The following is a 21,689-nucleotide window of genomic DNA, read 5'->3' as shown; positions in this document are numbered from 1 at the left end:
ATCACCGGAGCCCTTCTTTTAAGCCTTGGCCACCTGCACCGCATAGACGTGGATAGGACCGTGCATATTGGAGCGGAAGACGATCCATTTGCCGTCCGGCGTGAATTGCAGGTTCGGTTCGGTGTTATAGTTATGCGCCTTGAGATTCACCAGTTTCGTGGCGCGCAGCACCCCCGGCCGCACCAGCTCTGCCGCATTGGGGGCCGAGACGCCGAGGTCGTCGATAATCTCCGGCTGGAACAGATAGAGCCATTTGCCGTCCAGCGCACGTGCGACCATGTCGGCATCGCCGCCGTCACCAGCAAACAGCTTACCGTCGCGGCTGATCTGGAAGTGCACAGACCATTCGTTACGCTCCATATGATACCAGATGCGCTTGTGCGTTTTGAGGTCATAGCTGGCCAGCCAGAAGTCCTCACCGCGCGGTGTTTGCAGGTCATACAGGATTCGCTCACCATCGAACGCAAAGAATTCGTGTCCGGCGATTTCCATATTCATCATGCGCTTATGGACGTTTTCCTTGCCCGTGCCGTCGGTCCTGATCGTCCAGATGCGATCGACGCTATGCCACGGTCCTTCATGGCAATACATCAGACGCTGCGGATCAGTGGGCGAAAACTGTACGTGGTTGAGCCAGTCGGTCGAGGCGGTGACCACCTTGCGTTCGCCGGTCTGGATGTCCAGCGTGAAAATCTCCATCGGGATGTTCTGCGCCAGCCGCTCGGCCATGCGCACCTCCTTGGCCGCCTGAAAGCTGAGCGGCTTGCCGTCCGGGCCAATGGCATTATAGCCGCCATCCGTATTGGCGACCTTCGGCCCCGGTTGAAGCTGATATTCGCGCTCTGCCCAGGTGCCGGCCAGCAGGGTATCGTCGGCATTGACCGTCGTCACATAGCCCTTGATGTCCTTGGCGATAGTGCGGATCTTGCCCGTATCCATGTCGATGGCGACGATCTCGATACCGTCACGGCCCTTGTCATCGGCGCTCTTCTTTTCACCGCCGGGGAATTTGCGCGCGTAGCAGATATTCTTCGTGCGCGAGACCATCAGGCTGCCATAGCCTTTCGGCGTCAATTGACGCAGTTTGCGCGTCGCCAGTTCGACCATCTGGATGCCGGAGGGGCTGTCGAAAATCATCCACTTGCCATCCGCCGTGAAGGCATTGTCATGGAAGTACAGGGATTTGGAATTATCCGCGTCCGACAAGCGCACAATGCGGTGGCCGGTGTCGGCGTCTATCCATTCGCGCGGGATGTCGGTTTTCGCCGCAGGGGGTTGCGCCAGCGCAGGGGCCGCAAAGGCCGCCGCTGCGGCACCTAGAAGAAAGTCTCGCTTATGCACGTCCAAAGCTCCCTGAAATCCGTATGGTCTGTTTAGGGCCATACTATGATAGTCATGGCCGAACTCAATGTCAGAACTTAGCATCTTCACGCAACTGTGCGCAAAATCCGTCGCAAAGGCTCCGCATGATCCTCAATAAACGCCGGCTGCTGGGCGGCCTCGTGATCGGCAGTGGTCTGGGCCTGCTGCTATCAGGCTGTTCGACCCTGTCGGCCTTCAACACCCTGACGCCCAAGGATGGCGGATCGCGCCGCGTGGCGCAGGATGTCGCCTATGGCGATAAGGCGCGCCAAAGCTACGACGTCTACGCCCCGACTTCCGGAACGAAGCCGCCGAAGGGCTGGCCCGTTCTGGTCTTCTTCTACGGCGGTAACTGGGATTCGGGCAGCAAGACCGATTACGCGTGGATGGGCCGCTCTCTGGCCTCGCTCGGTTATCTGGTGGTCGTGGCCGATTATCGCCTCTATCCCGAAGTCGTCTTCCCTGACTTTATGCACGACGCCGCATCAGCCGTGCGCCATGTTCAGTCCAGCGCAACGAAGTGGGGCGGGGATGCGGCGCGTCTGGGCGTCATGGGCCATTCCGCCGGCGCCTACATTGCCATCATGCTGGCGCTGGATGAGCAGTTTCTCAGATTCGATCCGCTGGCCTCCAATCCCATCCGGGTGGCCATCGGCGTGTCTGGCCCTTACGACTTCTACCCGTTCGACGTGGACGCCACCCGCAACAGCTTCGGTACCTTTCCGCGCCCGCTGGAAACGCAGCCCATCCAGCACGCCACCAAAAGCACGACCCGCTTCCTGCTTCAGCACAGCCGGGCCGACACAGTGTGCCGCCTGAGCAATTCGGCCAATCTCGATGCCGCGCTGACAAAGGTCGGCACGTCGTCGCAACTGATCGTCTATGAGGGCCTGAGCCATTCGGACTGCGCCGCGGCCTATTCCATTCCGTTTCGTGGCAAGGGCCCGCTGCGCGCTGACTGTGCCGCATTTCTGAAAACGAATTTCTGATCCACATTCCTCACGCCGTCTGTAACCGGGTTACAAAATGTGTGGGCCATGGTCTTTTCACAGGAAAAAAGGCGTGGCACAATGGAATATGGAAAAGCAAAGAAAAGCGGCTCGTGGCGCCGAAAGCCACCGTTTCGAAAATCTGACCGCCGCCGAGGCCGTCGCCCGTCTGAAAGACATCTACATCTCCGCCGTTAAGGCGCTGCAAACCGATCTTCAGGCCTATCTTACCGACCGTACCAAACCGTCGAGGACCGCCCGCGAACAGGGCCGGTACTGTTATCCGCGTCTGATCGTGGTGTGGAAGGGCGTCGATGAAGACGACGACGACACCCCGCTGCACCACCGCCACCCGGTCGTCAATCGCGCCTTTGCCCGCTTCTCGCGGCCCGGTACCTATTCCTCCTCGATCACCCGCCCGGACCTGTTTGGCGAAGAAATCGAAACTCAGCTTGAGCTGCTGCAAACCGACTATAATGCCGTTATCAGCGTCGGCGTGTCGGATCAGGAAATCCCCTATCCCTACGTGCTGGATGGCGCGGGTCTCGACCTTAACAGCGTCTCAGCCTTCGATCTGGCGCGCCACTTCCCGACCACCGAACTGGCTCTGATCGGCAACGAAGTCGCTGACGGCATGGATCTGCTGGATGTTGACGGGCACCGCCCGCTGGCCCTGTTCGATGGCCTGCGCACCGATTTTTCGCTGGCCCGCCTGAAACACTATACGGGCACGCCGGCCGAGCATATCCAGTCCTACATCCTGATGACCAACTATCATCGCTATGTCGATGTGTTCGTCACCTACGCGCTGGAGCAGCTTAAGCGCCCGGACAGCCCCTATACGGCCCTGTCCTGCTGCGGCGGCATAGTCATCACCAAGGACACGCCCAACCCGCTGGAGCTGATCGCCAATTCGCCCTGGCGTAAATTCCAGATGCCGTCCTATCACCTGCTGTCGCCCGACCGTCAGGGCATCTCTCTGGTCAATATCGGCGTTGGCCCGGCCAATGCCAAGAACATCACTGACCACCTTGCCGTTATGCGCCCGCATGTGTGGCTGATGATCGGTCACTGCGGCGGCCTGCGCCCGTCGCAAAGCATCGGTGACTACGTGCTGGCCCACGCTTACCTACGCGACGATCACGTGATGGATAATGTGCTGCCGCGCGAAATCCCCATCCCGCCCATCGCTGAAGTGCAGGTCGCCCTGCAACAGGCGGCGGTCAACATCACCGGTCAGGACGGCGACGCCCTCAAAAAGCGCCTGCGCACCGGCACGGTGGTTACCACCGACGACCGCAACTGGGAGCTTCGCTATTCGTCGTCGGCGCTTTTGTTCTCACAAAGCCGCGCCGTAGCCATCGACATGGAATCGGCGACGCTGGCCGCTCAGGGCTATCGTTTCCGCGTGCCCTACGGGACGCTGCTCTGCGTGTCGGATAAGCCGCTGCACGGCGAACTGAAACTGCCGGGTCAGGCCAACCACTTCTATGAACGCGCCATAGCCGAGCATATCGACATCGGTTTTGAGACGATCAACCTGCTGCGTCAGGCCGGCTCAAAGCTGCACTCGCGCAAGCTCCGCGCCTTCGATGAGCCGCCGTTTAGGTAAGGCCGATGCGGTAATAATTCTTACCGCTCGTTAGGCTTTGTTAACCGCCGTTAGCGCATATTAACCCTGTCCGCCTTGGGTGCGGGCAGGGTTTTTAGTGCTTCCCGAAAAGTGGACACCGGTTTTCGGATCCAAGAAGCGCGACAAAAATTTGGGTCACACACGCTCCATGTTCGCCAAACCAAAGCTCCCGTCCCTGTCCAATTCGCCGCTGTTCCGCAAGGACGGCGGGCTGGTGAGCCGCGTCAAGGGCTTAGGGCCCGCCGCGCTCGACGTCCTGAAAAAGCCCTATACCGCGCCGCTGATGGCGCTGGGGCTGTTTATCGGCGGCGGGGCGCTGTTTTTGAGCCTGTCCGATCCGGAAGCCGGCAACCCGACCATTCAGATCGCGGCGGCGACCACCGCAGCCCCCAAGGCCGACGCCCACGCGTCCGCCACGGCCACCGCCGATGACGCGGCCTCCGGGCTTCAGGCCTTCACGCTCGATTCGCTGGGCCTGTTCAAGGACGCCTCCGCCGATCAGTTCAACGCCAATGGCGAGGCCGGGCCCGCCGACGGTACGGCGGTCATCACCCTGCCTAATGACGGCGCGCCGGTAACGGTCGGCAGCGCCAATAAACTGCCCGCCTCGCCGCTCGCTCCCGCCCCGATTGCCGGTCTGTCGCAAAATGGACCCAACGGTCCGCTGCCCGCCATCGCGTCGGACGGTCGCGTTCCGGCCTCGGCCTATGCCCGCCCGTTCAAGTCGAATGGCAAGCCCACCGTGTCGCTGATCGTCGGCGGGCTGGGGCTCAACCCGACCACCACCAAGGCCGCCATCGAGCAACTGCCCGCCGAGGTCACCCTGTCCTTCGTGCCGCACGCCGAAGGGCTGCAAGGCTGGATCGACGCCGCCCGCGCGCAGGGCCATGAGGTGCTGATCGAAATTCCGATGCAGCCGACCAACTATCCCGACACCGATCCCGGCCCGCGCACGCTTTTGGTCGGACAGCGCCCGGACGATATGAACGCCAGCCTCAACTGGCTGATGGGGCGCGCCACCGGCTATTTCGGCGTCATGAACTATCAGGGCAGCGCCTATTTGCGCGACAAAGGCTCGATGACGGCCTTCCTCAATGTGATGAAGGCGCGCGGCGTGGCCTTTATTGACGACGGTCAGGCGCGCGATGTCGGCGGCGGCTGGACGCGCGCTTCGGCCGATCGGGTGATCGACGCCCAGATCAATTCGCAGAGTATCAATGCGCAACTGGCGGCCATCGAAGCGCAGGCCAAGGCGCGCGGCCGCGCCCTGGGGTCCGGCTTTGCCTATCCGGTGACCCTCGCTGTGGCGATCAAATGGACGCAGAGCCTTGAACAAAAAGGGCTTCAACTGGCCCCCGCTTCCGCTATTATGAGGCGATGAGCAAGGATTTATCTGAGTACCGCCCCAATGTGGGCATCGTCGTCCTCAATGCGCAGGACAAGGTGTGGATCGGCCACCGTTTCGGCATGAGCGGCGACTATGCCTGGCAATTTCCGCAAGGCGGCGTCGATGCCGGTGAAGACCTTGAAGCCGCCGCCCGGCGCGAGCTTTATGAGGAAACCGGCCTGAGCACCATCGACATTTTGGGCTGCACCTCCGACTGGATCGTCTATGACTTCCCGCCCGAAGTGCTGGCGCAAAAGAAGATCGGTCGCAATTTCAAGGGCCAGAAGCAGATCTGGTACTTTGTGCGCTTTAATGGCCCCGACAGCGAAGTGAACCTTCAGGCGCACGGCGAGCAGGAGTTTGACCGCTGGGAATGGTGCGACCTCGATCAGGTGATCGAGCGCGTGGTGCATTTCAAACGCGACTCCTACCGCAGCGTTATTGCCGAACTGAAAACCCTGCTGGGAAAGGCCTGAGCATGTCCTATGTCGATGGATTCCTGATCCCGGTGCCGAAAGAAAACCGCGCCGCCTATAAGAAGATGGCCGAAACCGCTGCCGAAGTGTTCAAGGAATACGGCGCGCTTCAGGTGGTGGAATGCTGGGGCGACGACCTGCCCGAAGGCGATGAAGGCGTTTCCTTCCGCAACGCGGCGCGCGGCAAGCTGTCGGACAGCGTGGTCTTTTCGTGGGTGATGTGGCCGTCGAAAGAGGCGCGCGACGAAGCCAATGAAAAGATCATGGACGACCCGCGGATGCAGCCCAGCGAGAACATGCCGTTTGACGGGGCGAAGCTGGTCTATGGCGGGTTTCAGGTGCTGGTCGAAAAATAGACCCATTGGCATTTTATCCACAGGGCCGTAGGCTGGTGGCTCCCAACAGAGGAGACGCCCTCCATGTCTGAAGCCCCAACCACCTATGTCGATGGCTTTGTCTGTCCGGTCAAAGTCGAAAACCGCGATGCCTATCTGAAATCCGCACAGGTCACCGCCACCCTGTTCAAGGAACTGGGCGCGCTGGCCGTGGTCGAAAACTGGGGCGATGACGTGCCCGAAGGCAAGCTGACCTCGCTGCCCATGGCCGTAAAGCTGGAAGCGGGCGAGGTCGTGGTCTTTTCGTGGGTCGTCTGGCCATCAAAAGAGGTCCGCAATATCGCCTGGGAAAAGGCGGAAGCCGATCCGCGCATGGCCGAGATGGATATGCCCTTTGATGGCAAGCGCCTGATCTATGGCGGCTTTCAGACGATCTTTACGGCTTGATTTTACCAACGGCCGAAGATGCTGATCGCATCCGGCCGTTGAAGAAACGAGACTGTCTCATATGTCTCAGCGACATGAGACAGTCTCGAATGAAAGACCAAGAGTCATTTTCAATGACTCTTGGTCTTAACCGTTAAGATATTCTGCCACACGCTCGACCTCTTCGGCCGAGCCCAGCACCACGCCTGTGCGCTGATGCAGGCCGGTCGGCTGAAGGTCGAGGATACGGGTGGTGCCGTTGGTGGCCTTGCCGCCCGCCTGCTCGATCAGGAAGCCGATGGGGTTGGCTTCGTACATCAGGCGCAGCTTGCCCTCGGCGCGCTTGGTGTCGCCCGGATACATGAAAATCCCCCCGCGCGTGAGAATACGGTGGACGTCACCGACCATAGACGCCAGCCAGCGCATGTTGAAATCGGCGCCGCGCGGGCCGTCCTTACCCGCCACGCATTCGTCGATATAGCGCTGAATACCAGGGAACCAGTGGCGGTGATTGGACATGTTGATGGCGAATTCGCGCGTCGCAGCCGGCACCGTCATCGCTGTTTTGGTCTGTATCCACACACCATTGGTATCCGGTGTAAAGGCCACGACGCCCTTACCCAAGGTAAGGACGAGGATGGTCTGCGGGCCATACGCAGCGTAACCGGCCGCCACCTGATCGCGGCCCGGACGCAGGAAGTCGCTTAAGCTCAGATCGCCCTTCGGCGCGGGCAGAACGGAGAAGATGGTGCCGACCACGCCGTTGACATCGACATTGCTCGAGCCGTCTATGGGGTCGAAGAACAGCAGATAGTCACCTCTATCAAACGCCACATAGTCGTCCATCTCTTCAGAGGCGAGACCATGCACCACGCCCTTCCAGCGCGCCTCTTCGAGCATGATGTCGTTAGCAATGACATCGAGTTGCTTCTGCACCTCGCCCTGCACGTTTTCCTGTTCCAGTGCGCCCTGAAGATCGTTGACGGCGCTGAGGTTCACCGTGCGACCGATCAAGGCGCAGGTGTCGGCCATGGCGGCGATCAGGGTTTTGAGGCTTTGCGGCAGATCGCTCTGGCCTTCGAGGAAGGCGGTCAATGTCATTGGCATTAGAAAATCGCTTTATTGTAATTTTGGGATGCCGCAGGACTAGCCTTCCACACGTCCGGCGTCAACGCGGTCTTAAGCGTGGCGTGCCATGATCGGCCTTCCTTCAGAACGAGGGCCCCATGCCTGCGCCGAAACTGCCCGAAATCTCACCTGACCGGCTGAAACTGTCGGAACTGATCAGCGCCTTTTCCTATGCGCTCGACATTACCGAAGGGCAGCCGGAAGGGCACTGCGTGCGCTGCTGCTATATCGGTATGCACATTGCCGATGAGCTGGGCTTTTCGGCGGATCAGAAGTGGGAGCTTTATTATGTACTGCTGCTCAAGGATCTGGGCTGTTCATCCAATGCGGCGCGCATCTGTCAGCTTTATCTGACCGACGACCGGACCTTTAAGCGCGACTTCAAGGATATCGACACCGGCCTCTCGGACGTGCTGGGCTTTGTCATGGCGCATACGGGGCTGAAGGCCGATCTGGCCGAACGCTTCCGCGCCGTGGTCAATATTTTCAAGAATGGCGGCGAGATTTCGCGCGAACTGATCGAGACGCGCTGCACGCGCGGCGCTGACATTGCGCGGCAACTGCGCTTCCCGGAGGCCGTCGCCATCGGTATCCGCGATCTGGATGAGCACTGGGACGGGCGCGGTCAGCCGCAGGGTCTGCGGCGTCAGGCCATATCCCCCTATGCCCGCATCGCGCTTCTGTGTCAGTGCGTCGATGTGTTTTTCAAAAGCCGGGGCATGGCGGCCGCCTTGCGTGAAATCCTCAACCGCGCCGGGACCTGGTTTGAGCCGGAAGCCGCCGATGCCTTCTTTGAGGTGGCGTCGCGCAATGGCTTCTGGGAGGGGCTGTGCGCACCCGATCTGGTGCAGCGTATTCAGTCGATGGAACCGGCGCACCACGAAGTCGCGCTGGATGAAGACTATCTCGACGACATCGCCATTGCTTTTGGTCAGGTGGTCGATTCCAAAAGCCCCTATACGGCGGGTCATTCGTCGCGGGTCGCCCTCTATACCGATATGATGGCCGAGGTGATGGGGCTCGACGCCCGCGCGCGGCGCTGGCTGAAACGCGCCGCCCTGCTGCACGATGTGGGTAAGCTGGGCGTATCGAACACCATTCTCGACAAGCCGGGGCGGCTGGATGGCGAAGAGTGGGCGCAGATGCAGGCCCACGCCCTCTATACGGAAACCATCTTGTCGCGCATCGGGGCCTTTTCGGAACTGGCGCGCATTGCGGGGGCGCACCATGAGCGCCTGGATGGCAAGGGCTATCCGCACGGCCTCGGTGCCGACGAGATCAGTCTGGAAACGCGCATCATTTCGACGGCGGACTTTTTTGACGCCCTGACCGCCGACCGCCCCTATCGCCCGGCCCTGCCGATCTGGAAGGCGCTGGAGATCATCGGGCAAAGCGTCGGCGATGCCATCGACCCGACCTGTTTTGAGGCGTTGAAACAGGCCATCGACCGTATCGAGACCGACGCAAAGGCGGGCACGGTCAGCTTCGATGCCACTGAACGCCCGATGCAGAAGGTGGCTTAGAGCCTCTTCTGCCAGAAGAGGGCGCGGCCCATTTCCGGATCGAGCACATAGTCACCATAGCCCAGCGACCTATAAAGCCGTTGCGCTGTTGCATTGCCTTCCAGCACTTCAAGCGTCAGCTTGGCGCAGCCGCGTTCGCGGGCGACGGTTTCGGCCTCGGCCATCAGGGCGCGCGCCAGGCCCTGCCCACGAAACGCCGGGGCGACCACGACATCGTGGATGTTGAGCAGGGGCCGCGCAGCAAAGGTCGAAAACCCGGCAAAGGCATTGAGCAGGCCTGCCGGTTGTCCATTGGCAAAAGCCAGAATCGACACGGCACCCGGCGTGGCCGCCAAACGCTCGATCAGTACCGAAGTCACTTCGAGAGGCAGGGCATCACCACCGCCCATGATATCGCGTGCATAGGTCTGCATCAGAGCGACAATGGCCTTGGCATGGACTGGGTTGAGGTAATCGGCGCGAATGATCTCAGTCATAAACATTCCATAGCAAAAGGCCGAAGCGTGGGCTCCGGCCTTTGAAACTTGCTCCCGGTTTCGGGTGCAGGGCCTGAGGCCCTGCTTACTGACAGGCGAGGCATTCCTCGTAGTCGGTCTTGCCCGCAGCGGCCATCGACACTGCGGCAGCCTTGCCTTCAGAACCGGCGAAGGCGGCGCGCTGTACCGACTTGGAGCGCAGATAATAGAGCGACTTGACGCCCTGTTCCCACGCCGTCCAGTGCAGCATGTGCAGGTCCCACTTATCGACATCACCCGGCAGGAAGATGTTGAGCGATTGCGATTGGCAGATTTCCGGCGCGCGGTCGGCAGCCAGTTCAACCACCCAGCGCTGGTCGATTTCGAAGGCGGTCTTGAAGATGGCCTTTTCGTCTTCGCTGAGGGCGTCGATGTGTTGCACCGAGCCTTCGTGCTCGACGATGGAGTCCCAGGTTTCCGGCGTGTCGAGGCCCTTTTCGGCCAGCAGGGTACGCAGGAAGGGGTTTTTCACCGCAAACGAGCCCGACAGGGTCTTGTGGGTATAGATATTGGCCGGGATCGGCTCGATGCCCGCCGAGGTACCGCCGCAGATGATCGAGATCGAGGCGGTCGGGGCGATAGCCAGCTTGTGCGAGAAGCGTTCCATCACGCCGCGTTCTTCCGCGTCGAGGCAGGGCCCGCGCTCCTGAGCCAGCTTGACCGAGGCCTTGTCGGCTTCGCGGCGCAGGTGCTTGAACAGGCGCATGTTCCACGATTTGGCCATGGCCGACTCGAAGGCCACGCCCTGCGATTGCAGGAAGGAGTGGAAGCCCATCAGGCCGAGGCCGACCGAGCGTTCGCGCTGGGCCGAATAGACGGCGGCGGACATGGCGTCCGGGGCCGACTGGATGAAGTCTTCCAGCACGTTGTCGAGGAAGCGCATGATGTCTTCGATGAAACGTGGTTCGTCTCGCCATTCGAGGAAGGTTTCGGCATTGACCGAAGACAGGCAGCACACGGCGGTGCGCTCATGCCCCAGATGGTCCTTACCCGTGTGCAGCATGATTTCGGCGCACAGGTTCGATTGCTTGACCTTAAGGCCCAGCTCACGCTGGTGCGGCGCCATGGAACGGTTCACCGTGTCGGCGAAGATCAGGTAAGGCTCACCCGTCTGCATACGGATTTCGAGGATCTTCTGCCACAGCGCGCGCGCGTCCACATAGCGGATGATTTCGTTATTCTTGGGCGAACGCAGGCCGAACTGCGCGCCGTCGCGCACGGCTTCCATGAACTCATCGGTGATCGAGATACCGTGGTGCAGGTTGAGCGCCTTACGGTTGAAGTCGCCCGACGGCTTGCGGATTTCGAGGAATTCTTCGATTTCCGGATGGAAGATGTCGATATAGACGGCGGCCGAACCCCGGCGCAGAGAGCCTTGCGAAATGGCCAGCGTCAGGGAGTCCATCACGCGGATAAAGGGGATGATACCAGAGGTTTGGCCCGCGCCCTTCACCTTTTCACCGATGGAGCGCACGCCGCCCCAGTAGGTGCCGATGCCGCCGCCATTTGAGGCCAGCGCCACGTTTTCGTTCCACACGCTGACAATGCCTTCGAGCGAATCGGGCACGGCGTTGAGGAAGCACGAGATGGGCAGTCCGCGCTTGGCCCCGCCGTTCGACAGCACCGGCGTCGCCGGCATGAACCACAGGTTCGAAATGTAGTTATAGATGCGCTGGGCGTGTTCGGAGTCGTCGGCATAGGCCGTGGCGACGCGCGCGAACATGTCCTGATACGATTCGTCGGCCAGCAGATAACGGTCGTCGAGCGTCTTCTTGCCGAAGTCGGTGAGCTTGTCGTCCTTGGACGGATCGGTCACGACCGTCTTGATCAGCTTGAACTCCGGACGCTCCTTGGGACGCACCTTGAGCGTACCCTTAACAGACGCCGCACCCTGAACCTTCGCCGCCGCATCATTTGCCGACATCGTCACACTCACCTGGTATGCCTGAGAAAACCGCTCCGCCCCCGGAGCACCGAAGGTCAGACCCAAGACAACTAGATATAGTGTCGAAGACCGCCATCAGCCCCTATATGGGGCCATAATCGGATCGCATCGTCAACGGCCAAGTCGCCGCACAGGCGAAGTTTTTCGTTAACAAAATCCTAAAAAAAACATTATGCCAAGCGGCTCAAGGGGTTGGGCCCCGAAGACGAAAATACCCCAAAAAAAGAGTCCTGTTAGAGAATCGTCGAGGGGGTTTCGGAGAGGTAGCGGTCAACCCGATTCTGACGATCAACCAGCACGACTCTGGGGATAATCGGCGCGTCGGTCAGCTCGAAACCCATGATGATGATCTGCTCGGATTCGTTGATCAGATGCGCAGCCGCGCCGTTCATGGCGATCTTGCCCGACCCGCGCTCACCGGTAATGACATAGGTTTCCAGTCGGGCCCCGGAGGTGTTGGAAACGACCAGCACGCGCTCGCCTTCCCACAGGCCGACGGCATCCATCAGGTCCTCGTCTATGGTGATCGAACCGATATAGGCCAGATTGGCCTCGGTGACGTAGGCGTTATGGATCTTGGAACGCAGCAACTGGCGCATGGTGAGCTTTCGAAAAGGATGGGCCACGAAAAACACGAAAAGACACGAAAGCTGCGGCGATGATTGGCGCGAGGCGCCTGATAGCGTTGGTGCCGGAAACCGATCAGAAGGCCTTCGGGCACAAACCCTGTGAGCGCTCGACGTTCGTGTCTTGTCGTGTTTTTCGTGGCTAATATCTTTTACGCGCCCGAAAGTCAGCCGTTTTCTGGCTTATCATATCAGACGCCATTCGCGCACACGCACGGCGGCGCAGGCGGGGGTGCCGTCCTTGCCGCGACCGGGCAGCAGGGCTTCGGGCACGCCGCCGGCGCGGGCCGCAGCCTTCAGGGTGTCGGGCATATCGTGAATGTCGATCTTGGCGCGGCGCGTCCATTCGCTGCCGTGGTCCCCCGCCGAGGTGCCGATGGCGATATAGACAAAGCGGCGCTCAGGGCCTTCGCGACGCACGAACGGCCCCAGCCAGCGACCGTCTTCGCTGAGGCGCAGCGGCACATCGAACGACAGCGGCCCGTCTCCCGCCGTTTGCGGATCAACCGGGTGGCTGTCCTTGTCCTGAAGGCTATAGGCTACGCCCGGAACGGGGTCAGCGATGGTCAGACGCAGGGTTACCGACGCGTCGGCCATCTCAGTCGGCCCAGAGGTCCGTCACATCGCCCTTGCGGTTCAGCATATGCACCGCGCGCTTGATGACATTGAGCAGGTTTTCGATGCGTTCGGGCTGATCATACGTCAGGGCGGCCCGGTGCAGACCGTCCAGCGCAAAGCGAGCCAGATCGCGGCTGGCCTGAAACCGCGCATCGACACCGGCGGTGATGAAGCCGGGCGTAGCACGTCCCATCGCACCTCGGTCGAAAGCCTCCTGCGCCGGGCGGATCGCCTTGGCCACGTCCTCGTCCTGACGCGCCGCGCGTTCCAGGGCCAGAAAGGCGGCAAACGGCACCGAACTGAGCAGACGCCAGTAGGCGTCAATCGCACCGTCCAGCGCGTCCTGACCGGGTTTCAGCTTCCCCGCTTCGGCCTCGAAAGCGGCTTCACGGGCGGCGTGGATATGCCAGGCGGCGGCTTCGACCAGCGCTTCACGGGTCGGAAAGTGGTAGAGCATGGCCCCACGCGTCAGACCGCAGGCTTCGGCGATGGCGGCATTGCCGGCACGGTCATAGCCCAGTTCTGCGAACAGCCGCATAGCGGTGTCGAGAATCTGAACCCGCGTGCGGCGGGATTTGGGCGTGTCTTTCGGTCGATCGCTCATACGCTGCCTTCCAGCCTCCGCGCGCTTGCCTCCCGTTGTGTGTTCTGTACGGGCGCGGACACTACTCACATTCGGGTCTTTCGTCGCAATTGACAAGGCGCTGGAGCTTTTGACGCGACGGGGTTCCATACCGGTAATTATACGCGCCTTTTTGTGCATCGCAACATCTGCGGCATGACAAAAGGCGCAGTGAACCGCGAAAATATAGCCCGGCTCGCCTGTGCCGCCCTGCCGGAGGGCCGAAAATCCCCCTGGCGGTGTTTTGCCGGACCGCGCGGGCCCGGCCCAAAAGCCTTTGCGCGTTTCTGCACAGCGCTCACGCGACTGTCGCAGGCGTGAAACAAAATCGTGCTTCACAGACCGCTCTTTGCCCTCTACACAGGGGAGCAGGACAACAGACGGAAACGATTGTGCGTATCTTACTGGCGACCGATGCATGGGACCCTCAGGTCAATGGCGTGGTCACGACGATGAAGCGGGTCATCGCCGAATGCGAAAAGCTCGGCCATGAGTTCAAGATCGTGGACTATAACCAGTTCAAGTCGGTATCGTGGCCCGACTATCCGGAGGTCAAGCTGGCTCTGGGCTGCTACGAAGACGTGCGTGAAATCATCCAGGACTATGAGCCGGATGCCGTGCATATCGCCACCGAAGCCTTTGTGGGTCTGGCGGCGCGTCGGGTGTGCATGGAATGGAAGATGCCCTTCACCACCTCCTACCACACCAAGTTTCCGGAATATGTGTCGGCGCGCCTGCCCATCCCCCTGAGCTGGGGCTATGGCTATATGCGCTGGTTCCACAAGCCGTCGGGCCGGGTAATGGTGGCGACGCCGACCCTGCAAAAAGACCTTGAGGCGCGCGGCTTCAAGAACATTTCGCCGTGGACGCGCGGCGTCGATACCGAGATGTTCCGCCCGGGCCTTGAGCCGATCTTCGGCGACCTGCCCCGCCCAATCATGACCTATATCGGTCGCGTGGCCATTGAGAAAAACCTCGAAGCCTTCCTGTCGCTTGACCTGCCCGGCACCAAGGTGGTGGTCGGCAAGGGACCGCAGCTCGAGGAACTGAGGGAAAAATATCCGGACGCGGTGTTTACGGGCGCGCGTTTCGGCGAGGAACTGGCGCGCTCCTACGCCGATTCCGACGTTTTCGTCTTTCCGTCTCTGACCGACACCTTCGGCCTTGTTATCCTCGAAGCCATGGCCACGGGCACCCCGGTCGCCGCCTTCCCGGCGCACGGGCCCATTGACCTGATCCCCGGCACGGGCGCAGGCGTCATCGACGAAGACCTCAGCGTCGCCATTACCGAGGCGCTGAAGCTGGATCGCGCCCATGTGCGCCGTCATGCCGAAAAGTTTTCGTGGCGGGCCTGTGCGGAGGAATTTATCCGCAACCTCGAACCCTATCCCGAAGCCGAGAAGAAAAAGCTGTGGGCGCGGCTACGCGCCCTGCCGCGTCGCCTGCGCAGGGCGGCGTAAACGGATGGCCCGCAGAACACTCACGGCGATGTTCTGCGCTTCCGTTATCGCTTCATCGGCGGGGGCCGCCCCGGTAAGCGTTCCTCTGTGGCCAAACTCCGCCCATATGGGCAACCCCAGAGCCAGGGGCCCCGAACAGGCGGGCAAGGGCAAGTCGCTGGTCGGTGGACGGCCGTGGACGCAGATCAGCAATGTGTCGCAGCCCAGCCTGACGATCTATCCCGCACAGGGCGAACCGACGGGCGCGACCGTTGTGGTCCTGCCGGGCGGCGGGTATCGTGTGCTGGCTATGGACCTCGAAGGAACCGAGGTGTGCGACTGGCTGACACCCAGGGGCATTACCTGCGTGGTGTTGAAATACCGGGTTCCGGCATCCGGACCGTGGTGGAATCCCGACTGCAATTGCCGTGAAAACCCGAAGGTATGGATGGCGCTTCAGGACGCGCAGCGGGCGCTGCGCCTGTTGCGTCAGGGGGCGGAGACCTATGGTATAGACCCCAACCGTATCGGCGTGCTGGGCTTTTCGGCTGGTGGGCACCTGGCGGCAGCCGTCAGCACGCGCACCGAAGCCGCCTATTCGCCCGTAGATTCCGCGGACACGCAAAGCCTGCGCCCGGATTTCGCGGTGGTTCTATACCCCGGACATCTGTGGCATGAACCCGACCTGACCCTTGAGCCGGACATCAGGGTCACGCCCGGTACACCACCGACCTTTCTTCTGCATGCCGAAGACGATCCCGTGGACGATGTGCGCCATTCCCTCGTTTACGAAGCGGCACTTAAAGAGGCGGGTATACCCGTCGAGATGCACCTCTATGCCAGGGGCGGCCATGCGTTCGGACTTCGCCCCACCGGCCTGCCGATTTCCGAATGGCCGCAACGCCTCGAGATATGGTTGGCGAGGATCGGGGTAATAGGGACGCAGACGCCCAAATAACAACGGCCCTCCCTGGGGGGCAGGCCAGCGCGGAACGCAGGTTGAGCACAAATTTCAGGAAAACCCGACCTGCCCCATCACGGACACCGAAATAACAACGGCCCTCCCTGGGGGGCAGGGAGGGCCGCGCATGCCGCCGGATTCGAGGGGGGGGGGATGATCCCGGCGACGAACTGAGTGACGACGACTCAATTACGTGAGCCGCTATCGTTAAAGCCTAAATAGCCCTTATTTTGAAAAAGGGAAGAGGCTGAGTAAAAAAAATTCGTGATCTATGACGCCGATCTTTGGTTAATGGCATGTTGATACCGCTAAGCAAACGATTAACCAGAGTTATTCTCAAAAATCGGCGTCATTTACTCAGGGTTTACGCAAACAGCTTGGCCCAGTTGCGCTTCTCACGCGACTTCCACGCGCCACGGTGGTAGGCGTCGGAGCCGATGAGCGGCACGACGGTTGTGGCTTCGGCAAAGACCATCTGTTCGTAGGTGGTCGAAACCTTACCCCACGAAGCGGCTTCCTTCAGCGTCGAGGAGGAACAGGCACCGTCACGCACATCGGCGACGGTGATCTGCACCGCGTACTTGTGCATATCAGCTTCGACGCCGAGGATTTCGGCGCAGACAACCGTGTCCTGAGCAAAGTTCTTCGGCACGCCGCCGCCGACCATAAACAGGCCCGTGGTGCCCGCCGCAATCTTGATGTCGGTCAGTTCGCGGAAGTCAGCAATGGCGTCGAGCATCAGATAGGGCTTACCCGCAGCCGCGCGTTCCTTCTGGTGCTTAACGAGGCCGAAACCGGCAGACGAGTCCACGAAGGCCGGGCAGAAGATCGGCACGCCATGCTCATAGGCGGTCTGGATCAGCGAGCCCTCCTTCTTGGCATTGCCTTCCGACAGCCACTTGCCCATTTCCCAGATGAATTCGCGCGAGGAATAGCCGCGCGGCTCGAGGCGATTGGCGATCTCAAGGATGGTGTGATCGCAGGCCTGAAGCTCTTCTTCGTCGATATAGGTGTCGTAGATGCGGTCGATATAATTGTCGCGCAGAACGTTATCGTCCACCGGACCGGCGGCCTGATAGTGCTTAAAGCCGAGCGCTTCGAAGAAGTCCATATCCACAATCGAGGCACCGGTGGCGACCACGGCGTCGATCATGCCGAACTTCACCATGTCGCGATAGACGTGCATACAGCCACCGGCCGAGGTCGAACCGGCGAGGATCAGCCACGGCGAGCAGTCCTTGTCTTCCAGCGCCATGTTGAAGATGTCGGCGGCGCGGGCGGTATCACGGCTTGAGAAGCTCATCTTGCGCATCGAGTCGATGATCGGGCGCGCGTCATAAGACGTGATATCGACGTGCTCCACAGTGTTCTGGAGCAGGGCGGCCTTTTGGTTGGATTGGGGGGTAGTTGCGTTCATCTCTTGGTCCTTTTGGAGATAAGAAGGTGGACGCCCGTCATGCACTCTTTGTCCCCCAGACGGAGCGATGGGGAGAGAAGCTGAAAAAACTCGCGGCCCCTATAGGACATAGGGGGCGCCTTGGCAAATCAAGGTTTGATTAAACGACGCGGTCAACTATCCGTCACTGTCACCGTAAAGACGTCGTCGGGCATGGTTGATTTCTTCCGCCGTCACTTTCGATGGCGAGGGTTCCTGTGCCCAACGTTTATACTTACGACACCTGAGCCAGAGGATCCCCGCGAGAAAGATAAAAGCGAGTAAGAAAATTAAGGCTAACTGCAAATCGCTGGCCGAAAACCCCTGAAACGCCCAGTTGCGAAATGCCATGAGCGAAAGGAAAGCGCAAAAGAGAGCGCCTATTCCGACATGAAGGAAACCAACCCAGAAGAAAAAACGGAAAACGTCCTTCTCAGCCTGTCCCTCTTCCATCCAATTACTTCGACCGCTTCTTGCCGCGCTTGCCGCCCTTGGGGCGGTTGAGGCGCACGACCTTGTTCTCTTCGACGCTGTCGAAAAGGCTGCGCGGCACGTTCAGCGAGCGCGGGCCCAGACCGAACAGCGAGGCCATCGGCGCGTCATCGAGGAAGACGGTTTCGGTCTGACCATAGCCGTTGAACCCGGTCGTCATGGCCACGCCATAGGCCCCCAGCATCCCGATTTCGACGTAATCGCCCTCATCCACATCCGCCGGAAGCCAGAACGGCCCCGGCATGTGGTCGATGGAGTCGCAAGTCGGGCCATAGAAACGAAACGGCTTCAGTTCCGGTTGCTCGTCACCATCCTCGGCGCGGTGCAGGCGCACCGGGAAGGGCCACTTGGCGTGGGTGGCGTCGAACAGGTTGCCATAGGCCCCGTCGTTCAGATAAAGGGCATCGCCCTTGCGCAGCTCGACGCGGGCGAGGATCGAGGTCGATTCCGCCACCAGCGAACGCCCCGGCTCGGCCCACAGTTCCGTCGCCTCATGCACCTTCATTTCATCAAAGGCGCGATGGATCACGTCCATATATTCGGGCAGGGACGGCGGCACCATGCCCGGATAGACCGACGGGAAGCCGCCACCGACATCGACAATATCGGCAAGCACGCCGGCGCGGACCAGCGCGCGCGATGCCGCCGACATGGCTGCCGCATAGGCGGTCGGGCGCATACATTGCGAGCCGACGTGGAAGGAGACACCCATGCGGTCCTGCGTCGCCTGACGCGCCGCCAGCAAGAGTGCTGGCGCCTCATAGGGCTGAGCGCCGAACTTGTTGGTCAGGGGCAGGTTCGAGCCTTCGCCCGACGTCGCCAGACGCACGATCAGATTGAGGTCCTTCGCGCCACCCGTGGCGTCGAGGATCTTCTGCAATTCTTCGTGGGTATCAAGGCTGAAGGTCTTTACACCGAAATCGGAATAGGCTTCGGCGATGTCCCGACGCGACTTGACCGGGTGCATGAAGGCCAGACGCGCTTCAGGCGCAAGGCCGCGCACCAGCTTGACTTCATTGATCGAGGCCACGTCGAACGAACCGATCCCGGCGTCGAGCAGGGTTTCGATGACCCACGAAGAAGGGTTCGCCTTGACCGCGTAGAAGACATCGCCTTTGAAGTGGCGCTGGAACCATTGCGCTGCGACGGAAACAGGCTCACGTCGCACAAGGGCGACGGGCTTTTCCGGTGACTGCTCGCGGACCAGGTCCAGGGCCGATTGGAAGTTTGCCACTGCCAATACCCCGTAAAGTTAAGTTAAACCCAGACCGGCGTTAGCAGCGTTTCAACGACGCCCAGCCCGTCGAGAGTGTTCTCTAGGGGCCCCAGGGCGCCGACCTGTGTGTCGGGGTCCGCCGGAAGCGCGCTATATCGGGCATTTTATCCTGACTGTAAAGGCGTTTTTTGTGACAATGGCCCCCGCTTTTAAATTTGAAAGTCCGTTGGCGGCATTAAGGAAACCGAAACCAAAACGCTGTTCTTTTGGGGGTGGGTCAGCCTGTTCCGGATCGCGTCATGTCTTTCGCCGCCATCAGTATTCGTACCAAACTTTTTGTCATGACCGGCGTGTTCATGGTGCCCATCGTGCTGATGAGCTACCTGTTTGTGCAGCAATCCCTGAAAGACATCCATTTCGGTCAGAAAGAGGTTCAGGGCGTCGAGGCGATGCGCATCGTATGGCCCGTCCTGACCGGCGCAACCGCACAGCTTTCGGGCGAGACGGCCCCGATGGCGACCCTCGATGCGCAACACCCCGCGCTGAAGACGCTTGCGGCGGCTGAGGCTGACGCCCTCTCCAGGGCCCCCGGCGCTGATGCGGCTCTGGCCCTCCTGACGACGCTCAGCGACCGTTCCAATCTGACGCTCGATCCCGATATCGACAGCTATTATGTGATGGACGCCGTAGCCTTCAAAGCCCCGGACGCCCTGAACCGTATTTCCGTCGTGTTGCGCGACATGTCGGCCTATCAGGCCAAGGCCAGTCTGACCACCGAGGAGACGACCGGTCTGGTCGTGGGCCTGGGGCAGTTCAGCGCGGCCTGGCAGGGACAGATCACCTCGCTCGACAAAGCGATTGCCGCCAACAGCGGCCTCTCCCCGGCGCTCAAGGCCAAGCGTGACGCCTATCAGGCGGCAGCGCAGGCCGTAGAAGCCGAGGCGCTCGGCCTTGCGCACCAGATGCAGACTCAGGGCAATGCCGCAGGGGTCGATCTGACGCCACTCCTCAGCGCTAAAACCGCCTATGCCAGGGTGAGCGACGATCTGTGGCAGGCTTCGGCCCAGCAGTTGAACGCGCTGCTTCAGAAACGGATCGGCGGCTTTTCTACGACCCTCTATACCCTTCTGGCCGTAACGGTTGCAGCGGCTCTGGTGGCGGTCTTCATGGCGCTGGGTCTGGCCCATTCCATTCTGAAAGCCATTAACGGGCTGGATCAGAATATCAGGCATTTGGCGGACAAGGATCTCAACGCCAGTCTGCCCGAAGCCACACGCCGGGACGAAATCGGTCAGGTCGGTCGCGCGCTGGAGTTCTTCCGCCGGCGCACTATCGAAAAAATCGCCGATGCCGCCAATGATGTGAAACGTAACGAACTGATTATCAGGGAAAAGGATCGCATCAACACCCTTTCCCAACGCATCCGTAATGCCATTACGGACGTCATGGATGCTGTCCAGACCCTGTCCTCATCGGTCGGGGACTCGACCGGTGAGTTCAGTCTGACGGCCAAGACGACGCGCGAGGAGTTGACGGCGGCGATTGACCGGCTGAGCGCCTCGGCGCGCGATGTGGACAGCGTATCGGCGGGCATGGCCGAGGTCTCGCAAAGCTTCGGAGAGATCGCCCGTCGCACGGATGAGAGCGCCGAGATGACGGACCGCGTCTCCGGCGAACTGGAACGCTCGCGCGAGATGGCGCAGGCCCTGACACAGGCCGTTGAGCGTATCGGCGAGGTCTCACGCCTTATTCAGGGCATTGCCTCCCAGACCAATTTGCTGGCGCTTAACGCCACTATCGAAGCCGCGCGCGCCGGAGAGGCCGGGAAGGGCTTTGCCGTTGTGGCTGGTGAGGTCAAATCTCTGGCCAATCAGACGGGCCGTGCCACCGCCGAAATCGAAGCCCAGATCGAGGACGTGCGTCAGGCGGCCGAAAGCATGGTCGGTTCTGTGTCACAAATTACTGGTATCATCGCTTCCGTAGCGCAGACTTCGCGCACGGTCGCCGACGCGGTTAAGACCCAAAGTCAGGCGGCCGACGCCATCCGTCACAATCTGGAGCGCGCGGCATTGGGCAATCGTGAGGCCGAGCGCATCATCAACCTCTTGCCCGAAGTCACGCGCCGGACCGAACGCACCGCCGACGACATGCAGGCTATTTCTCAGGACATGGCGGGCGCTTCACGCGACATGCAAACGGAACTGGCTGCCCTTCTCGATGAACTAGTGGATAAGCGGGTGGCGGCGCGCTACGCTTCAACAGAGACGGTCGATATTGAAGTGAAGGGACGAACCGTCCGCAACCTGCGTCTTTATGACATCAGCGAAACAGGGGCGCGTATCGGCATCACATCGGGCCTTAAACCCGGTGAAAATCTGGCGATCCGTCTAGTCGATGCCGAGGTGGATGCGACCATTATCTGGGTCGGCGAGGATTCCTTCGGCGTCCATATGCTCAACGACTTCCGCTTCACCCAGCATCAGGTGATGCAACTGGCGGCGTAGAGACTGCGACCTTTCGCGTCACTCTGCGGCCGATGGTTGCCAAAGCCCCCAAATTTC

At 60.8% G+C, this 21,689-nt stretch carries 20 protein-coding genes; 10 read left to right on the top strand and 10 right to left on the bottom strand.

Annotated features, from left to right (window positions below):
• Positions 1–18: 18 nt before the first annotated feature.
• Complete coding sequence (locus AACH73_RS01350; protein WP_338735165.1) at positions 19–1,341, bottom strand: oligogalacturonate lyase family protein; 1,323 nt, start codon at positions 1,339–1,341, stop codon at positions 19–21.
• Between the two features lie 125 nt (positions 1,342–1,466).
• On the opposite strand from AACH73_RS01350, the gene AACH73_RS01345 reads away from it, so the two are divergent.
• The 6 genes from AACH73_RS01345 to AACH73_RS01320 all read left to right on the top strand — a co-directional run bounded on the left by AACH73_RS01345 (position 1,467) and on the right by AACH73_RS01320 (position 6,629).
• Positions 1,467–2,351 carry an alpha/beta hydrolase gene (locus tag AACH73_RS01345; protein WP_272739932.1) on the top strand — a complete coding sequence of 295 codons (885 nt, stop codon included), beginning with the start codon at positions 1,467–1,469 and terminating at the stop codon, positions 2,349–2,351.
• Between the two features lie 88 nt (positions 2,352–2,439).
• Entirely contained in the window at positions 2,440–3,963 is a 1,524-nt protein-coding gene (locus AACH73_RS01340; RefSeq protein WP_272740056.1) for an AMP nucleosidase, read from the top strand.
• A gap of 169 nt (positions 3,964–4,132) precedes the next feature.
• Entirely contained in the window at positions 4,133–5,365 is a 1,233-nt protein-coding gene (locus AACH73_RS01335; protein WP_272739931.1) for a divergent polysaccharide deacetylase family protein, read from the top strand.
• Entirely contained in the window at positions 5,362–5,847 is a 486-nt protein-coding gene (locus AACH73_RS01330) for an RNA pyrophosphohydrolase (protein ID WP_126421820.1), read from the top strand. Before AACH73_RS01335 ends, AACH73_RS01330 begins: the two co-directional genes overlap by 4 nt.
• Positions 5,848–5,849: 2 nt before the next feature.
• Positions 5,850–6,203: a DUF1428 domain-containing protein gene (locus AACH73_RS01325; protein WP_272739930.1), complete on the top strand. Its 354-nt coding sequence runs from the start codon at positions 5,850–5,852 to the stop codon at positions 6,201–6,203.
• A 63-nt stretch (positions 6,204–6,266) separates the two neighbouring features.
• Complete coding sequence (locus AACH73_RS01320) at positions 6,267–6,629, top strand: DUF1428 domain-containing protein (RefSeq protein WP_272739929.1); 363 nt, start codon at positions 6,267–6,269, stop codon at positions 6,627–6,629.
• 126 nt (positions 6,630–6,755) lie between these two features.
• On the opposite strand, the gene AACH73_RS01315 is transcribed toward AACH73_RS01320, so the two are convergent.
• Positions 6,756–7,715 carry a class 1 fructose-bisphosphatase gene (locus AACH73_RS01315; protein WP_272739928.1) on the bottom strand — a complete coding sequence of 320 codons (960 nt, stop codon included), beginning with the start codon at positions 7,713–7,715 and terminating at the stop codon, positions 6,756–6,758.
• A gap of 119 nt (positions 7,716–7,834) precedes the next feature.
• Between AACH73_RS01315 and AACH73_RS01310 the strand changes: the two genes are divergently transcribed.
• Positions 7,835–9,259 (top strand): HD-GYP domain-containing protein, encoded by a 1,425-nt coding sequence (locus AACH73_RS01310; RefSeq protein WP_272739927.1) that lies wholly within the window; start codon positions 7,835–7,837, stop codon positions 9,257–9,259.
• On the opposite strand, the gene AACH73_RS01305 is transcribed toward AACH73_RS01310, so the two are convergent.
• The 5 genes from AACH73_RS01305 to AACH73_RS01285 all read right to left on the bottom strand — a co-directional run bounded on the left by AACH73_RS01305 (position 9,256) and on the right by AACH73_RS01285 (position 13,567).
• Entirely contained in the window at positions 9,256–9,735 is a 480-nt protein-coding gene (locus AACH73_RS01305; RefSeq protein ID WP_272739926.1) for a GNAT family N-acetyltransferase, read from the bottom strand. The genes AACH73_RS01310 and AACH73_RS01305 overlap by 4 nt on opposite strands.
• Before the next feature lie 85 nt (positions 9,736–9,820).
• On the bottom strand, positions 9,821–11,698 hold the full coding sequence (locus AACH73_RS01300) for a ribonucleoside-diphosphate reductase subunit alpha (protein WP_272739925.1): 1,878 nt from the start codon (positions 11,696–11,698) through the stop codon (positions 9,821–9,823).
• A 254-nt stretch (positions 11,699–11,952) separates the two neighbouring features.
• Entirely contained in the window at positions 11,953–12,318 is a 366-nt protein-coding gene (gene panD / locus AACH73_RS01295; protein ID WP_126421834.1) for an aspartate 1-decarboxylase, read from the bottom strand.
• Positions 12,319–12,531: 213 nt separating this feature from the next.
• Positions 12,532–12,942: a DUF5990 family protein gene (locus tag AACH73_RS01290; protein ID WP_338735164.1), complete on the bottom strand. Its 411-nt coding sequence runs from the start codon at positions 12,940–12,942 to the stop codon at positions 12,532–12,534.
• Position 12,943: 1 nt separating this feature from the next.
• A complete protein-coding gene (locus AACH73_RS01285) occupies positions 12,944–13,567 on the bottom strand; it encodes a TetR/AcrR family transcriptional regulator (RefSeq protein WP_272739923.1) in 624 nt (207 codons plus the stop codon).
• 410 nt (positions 13,568–13,977) lie between these two features.
• Between AACH73_RS01285 and AACH73_RS01280 the strand changes: the two genes are divergently transcribed.
• Together AACH73_RS01280 and AACH73_RS01275 are read left to right on the top strand one after the other, a co-directional pair.
• Positions 13,978–15,045 (top strand): glycosyltransferase family 1 protein, encoded by a 1,068-nt coding sequence (locus AACH73_RS01280; RefSeq protein ID WP_272739922.1) that lies wholly within the window; start codon positions 13,978–13,980, stop codon positions 15,043–15,045.
• Between the two features lie 4 nt (positions 15,046–15,049).
• Positions 15,050–15,982, top strand: a complete 933-nt coding sequence (locus tag AACH73_RS01275; protein WP_338735163.1) for an alpha/beta hydrolase — start codon at positions 15,050–15,052, stop codon at positions 15,980–15,982.
• Positions 15,983–16,349: 367 nt separating this feature from the next.
• On the opposite strand, the gene AACH73_RS01270 is transcribed toward AACH73_RS01275, so the two are convergent.
• From AACH73_RS01270 to AACH73_RS01260, 3 genes are all read right to left on the bottom strand, one after another.
• Positions 16,350–17,402: a deoxyhypusine synthase gene (locus tag AACH73_RS01270; protein ID WP_272739920.1), complete on the bottom strand. Its 1,053-nt coding sequence runs from the start codon at positions 17,400–17,402 to the stop codon at positions 16,350–16,352.
• 156 nt (positions 17,403–17,558) lie between these two features.
• The gene (locus AACH73_RS01265; protein ID WP_338735162.1) at positions 17,559–17,873 is read right to left on the bottom strand and encodes a hypothetical protein; all 315 of its coding nucleotides are present in this window, start codon (positions 17,871–17,873) and stop codon (positions 17,559–17,561) included.
• A gap of 4 nt (positions 17,874–17,877) precedes the next feature.
• Positions 17,878–19,146: a type III PLP-dependent enzyme gene (locus AACH73_RS01260; RefSeq protein ID WP_338735161.1), complete on the bottom strand. Its 1,269-nt coding sequence runs from the start codon at positions 19,144–19,146 to the stop codon at positions 17,878–17,880.
• Positions 19,147–19,427: 281 nt separating this feature from the next.
• Here AACH73_RS01260 and AACH73_RS01255 point away from each other — a divergent pair, with 281 nt between their 5' ends.
• A complete protein-coding gene (locus tag AACH73_RS01255) occupies positions 19,428–21,632 on the top strand; it encodes a methyl-accepting chemotaxis protein (protein WP_338735160.1) in 2,205 nt (734 codons plus the stop codon).
• Positions 21,633–21,689 lie beyond the last annotated feature (57 nt).

This window comes from Asticcacaulis sp. DW145, from assembly GCF_037101385.1.
In the GTDB taxonomy this organism is placed as follows: Bacteria; Pseudomonadota; Alphaproteobacteria; order Caulobacterales; family Caulobacteraceae; genus Asticcacaulis; species Asticcacaulis currens.
Note: the sequence above shows the minus strand (reverse complement) of the source record. Positions and strands in the feature narration are given on the sequence as shown.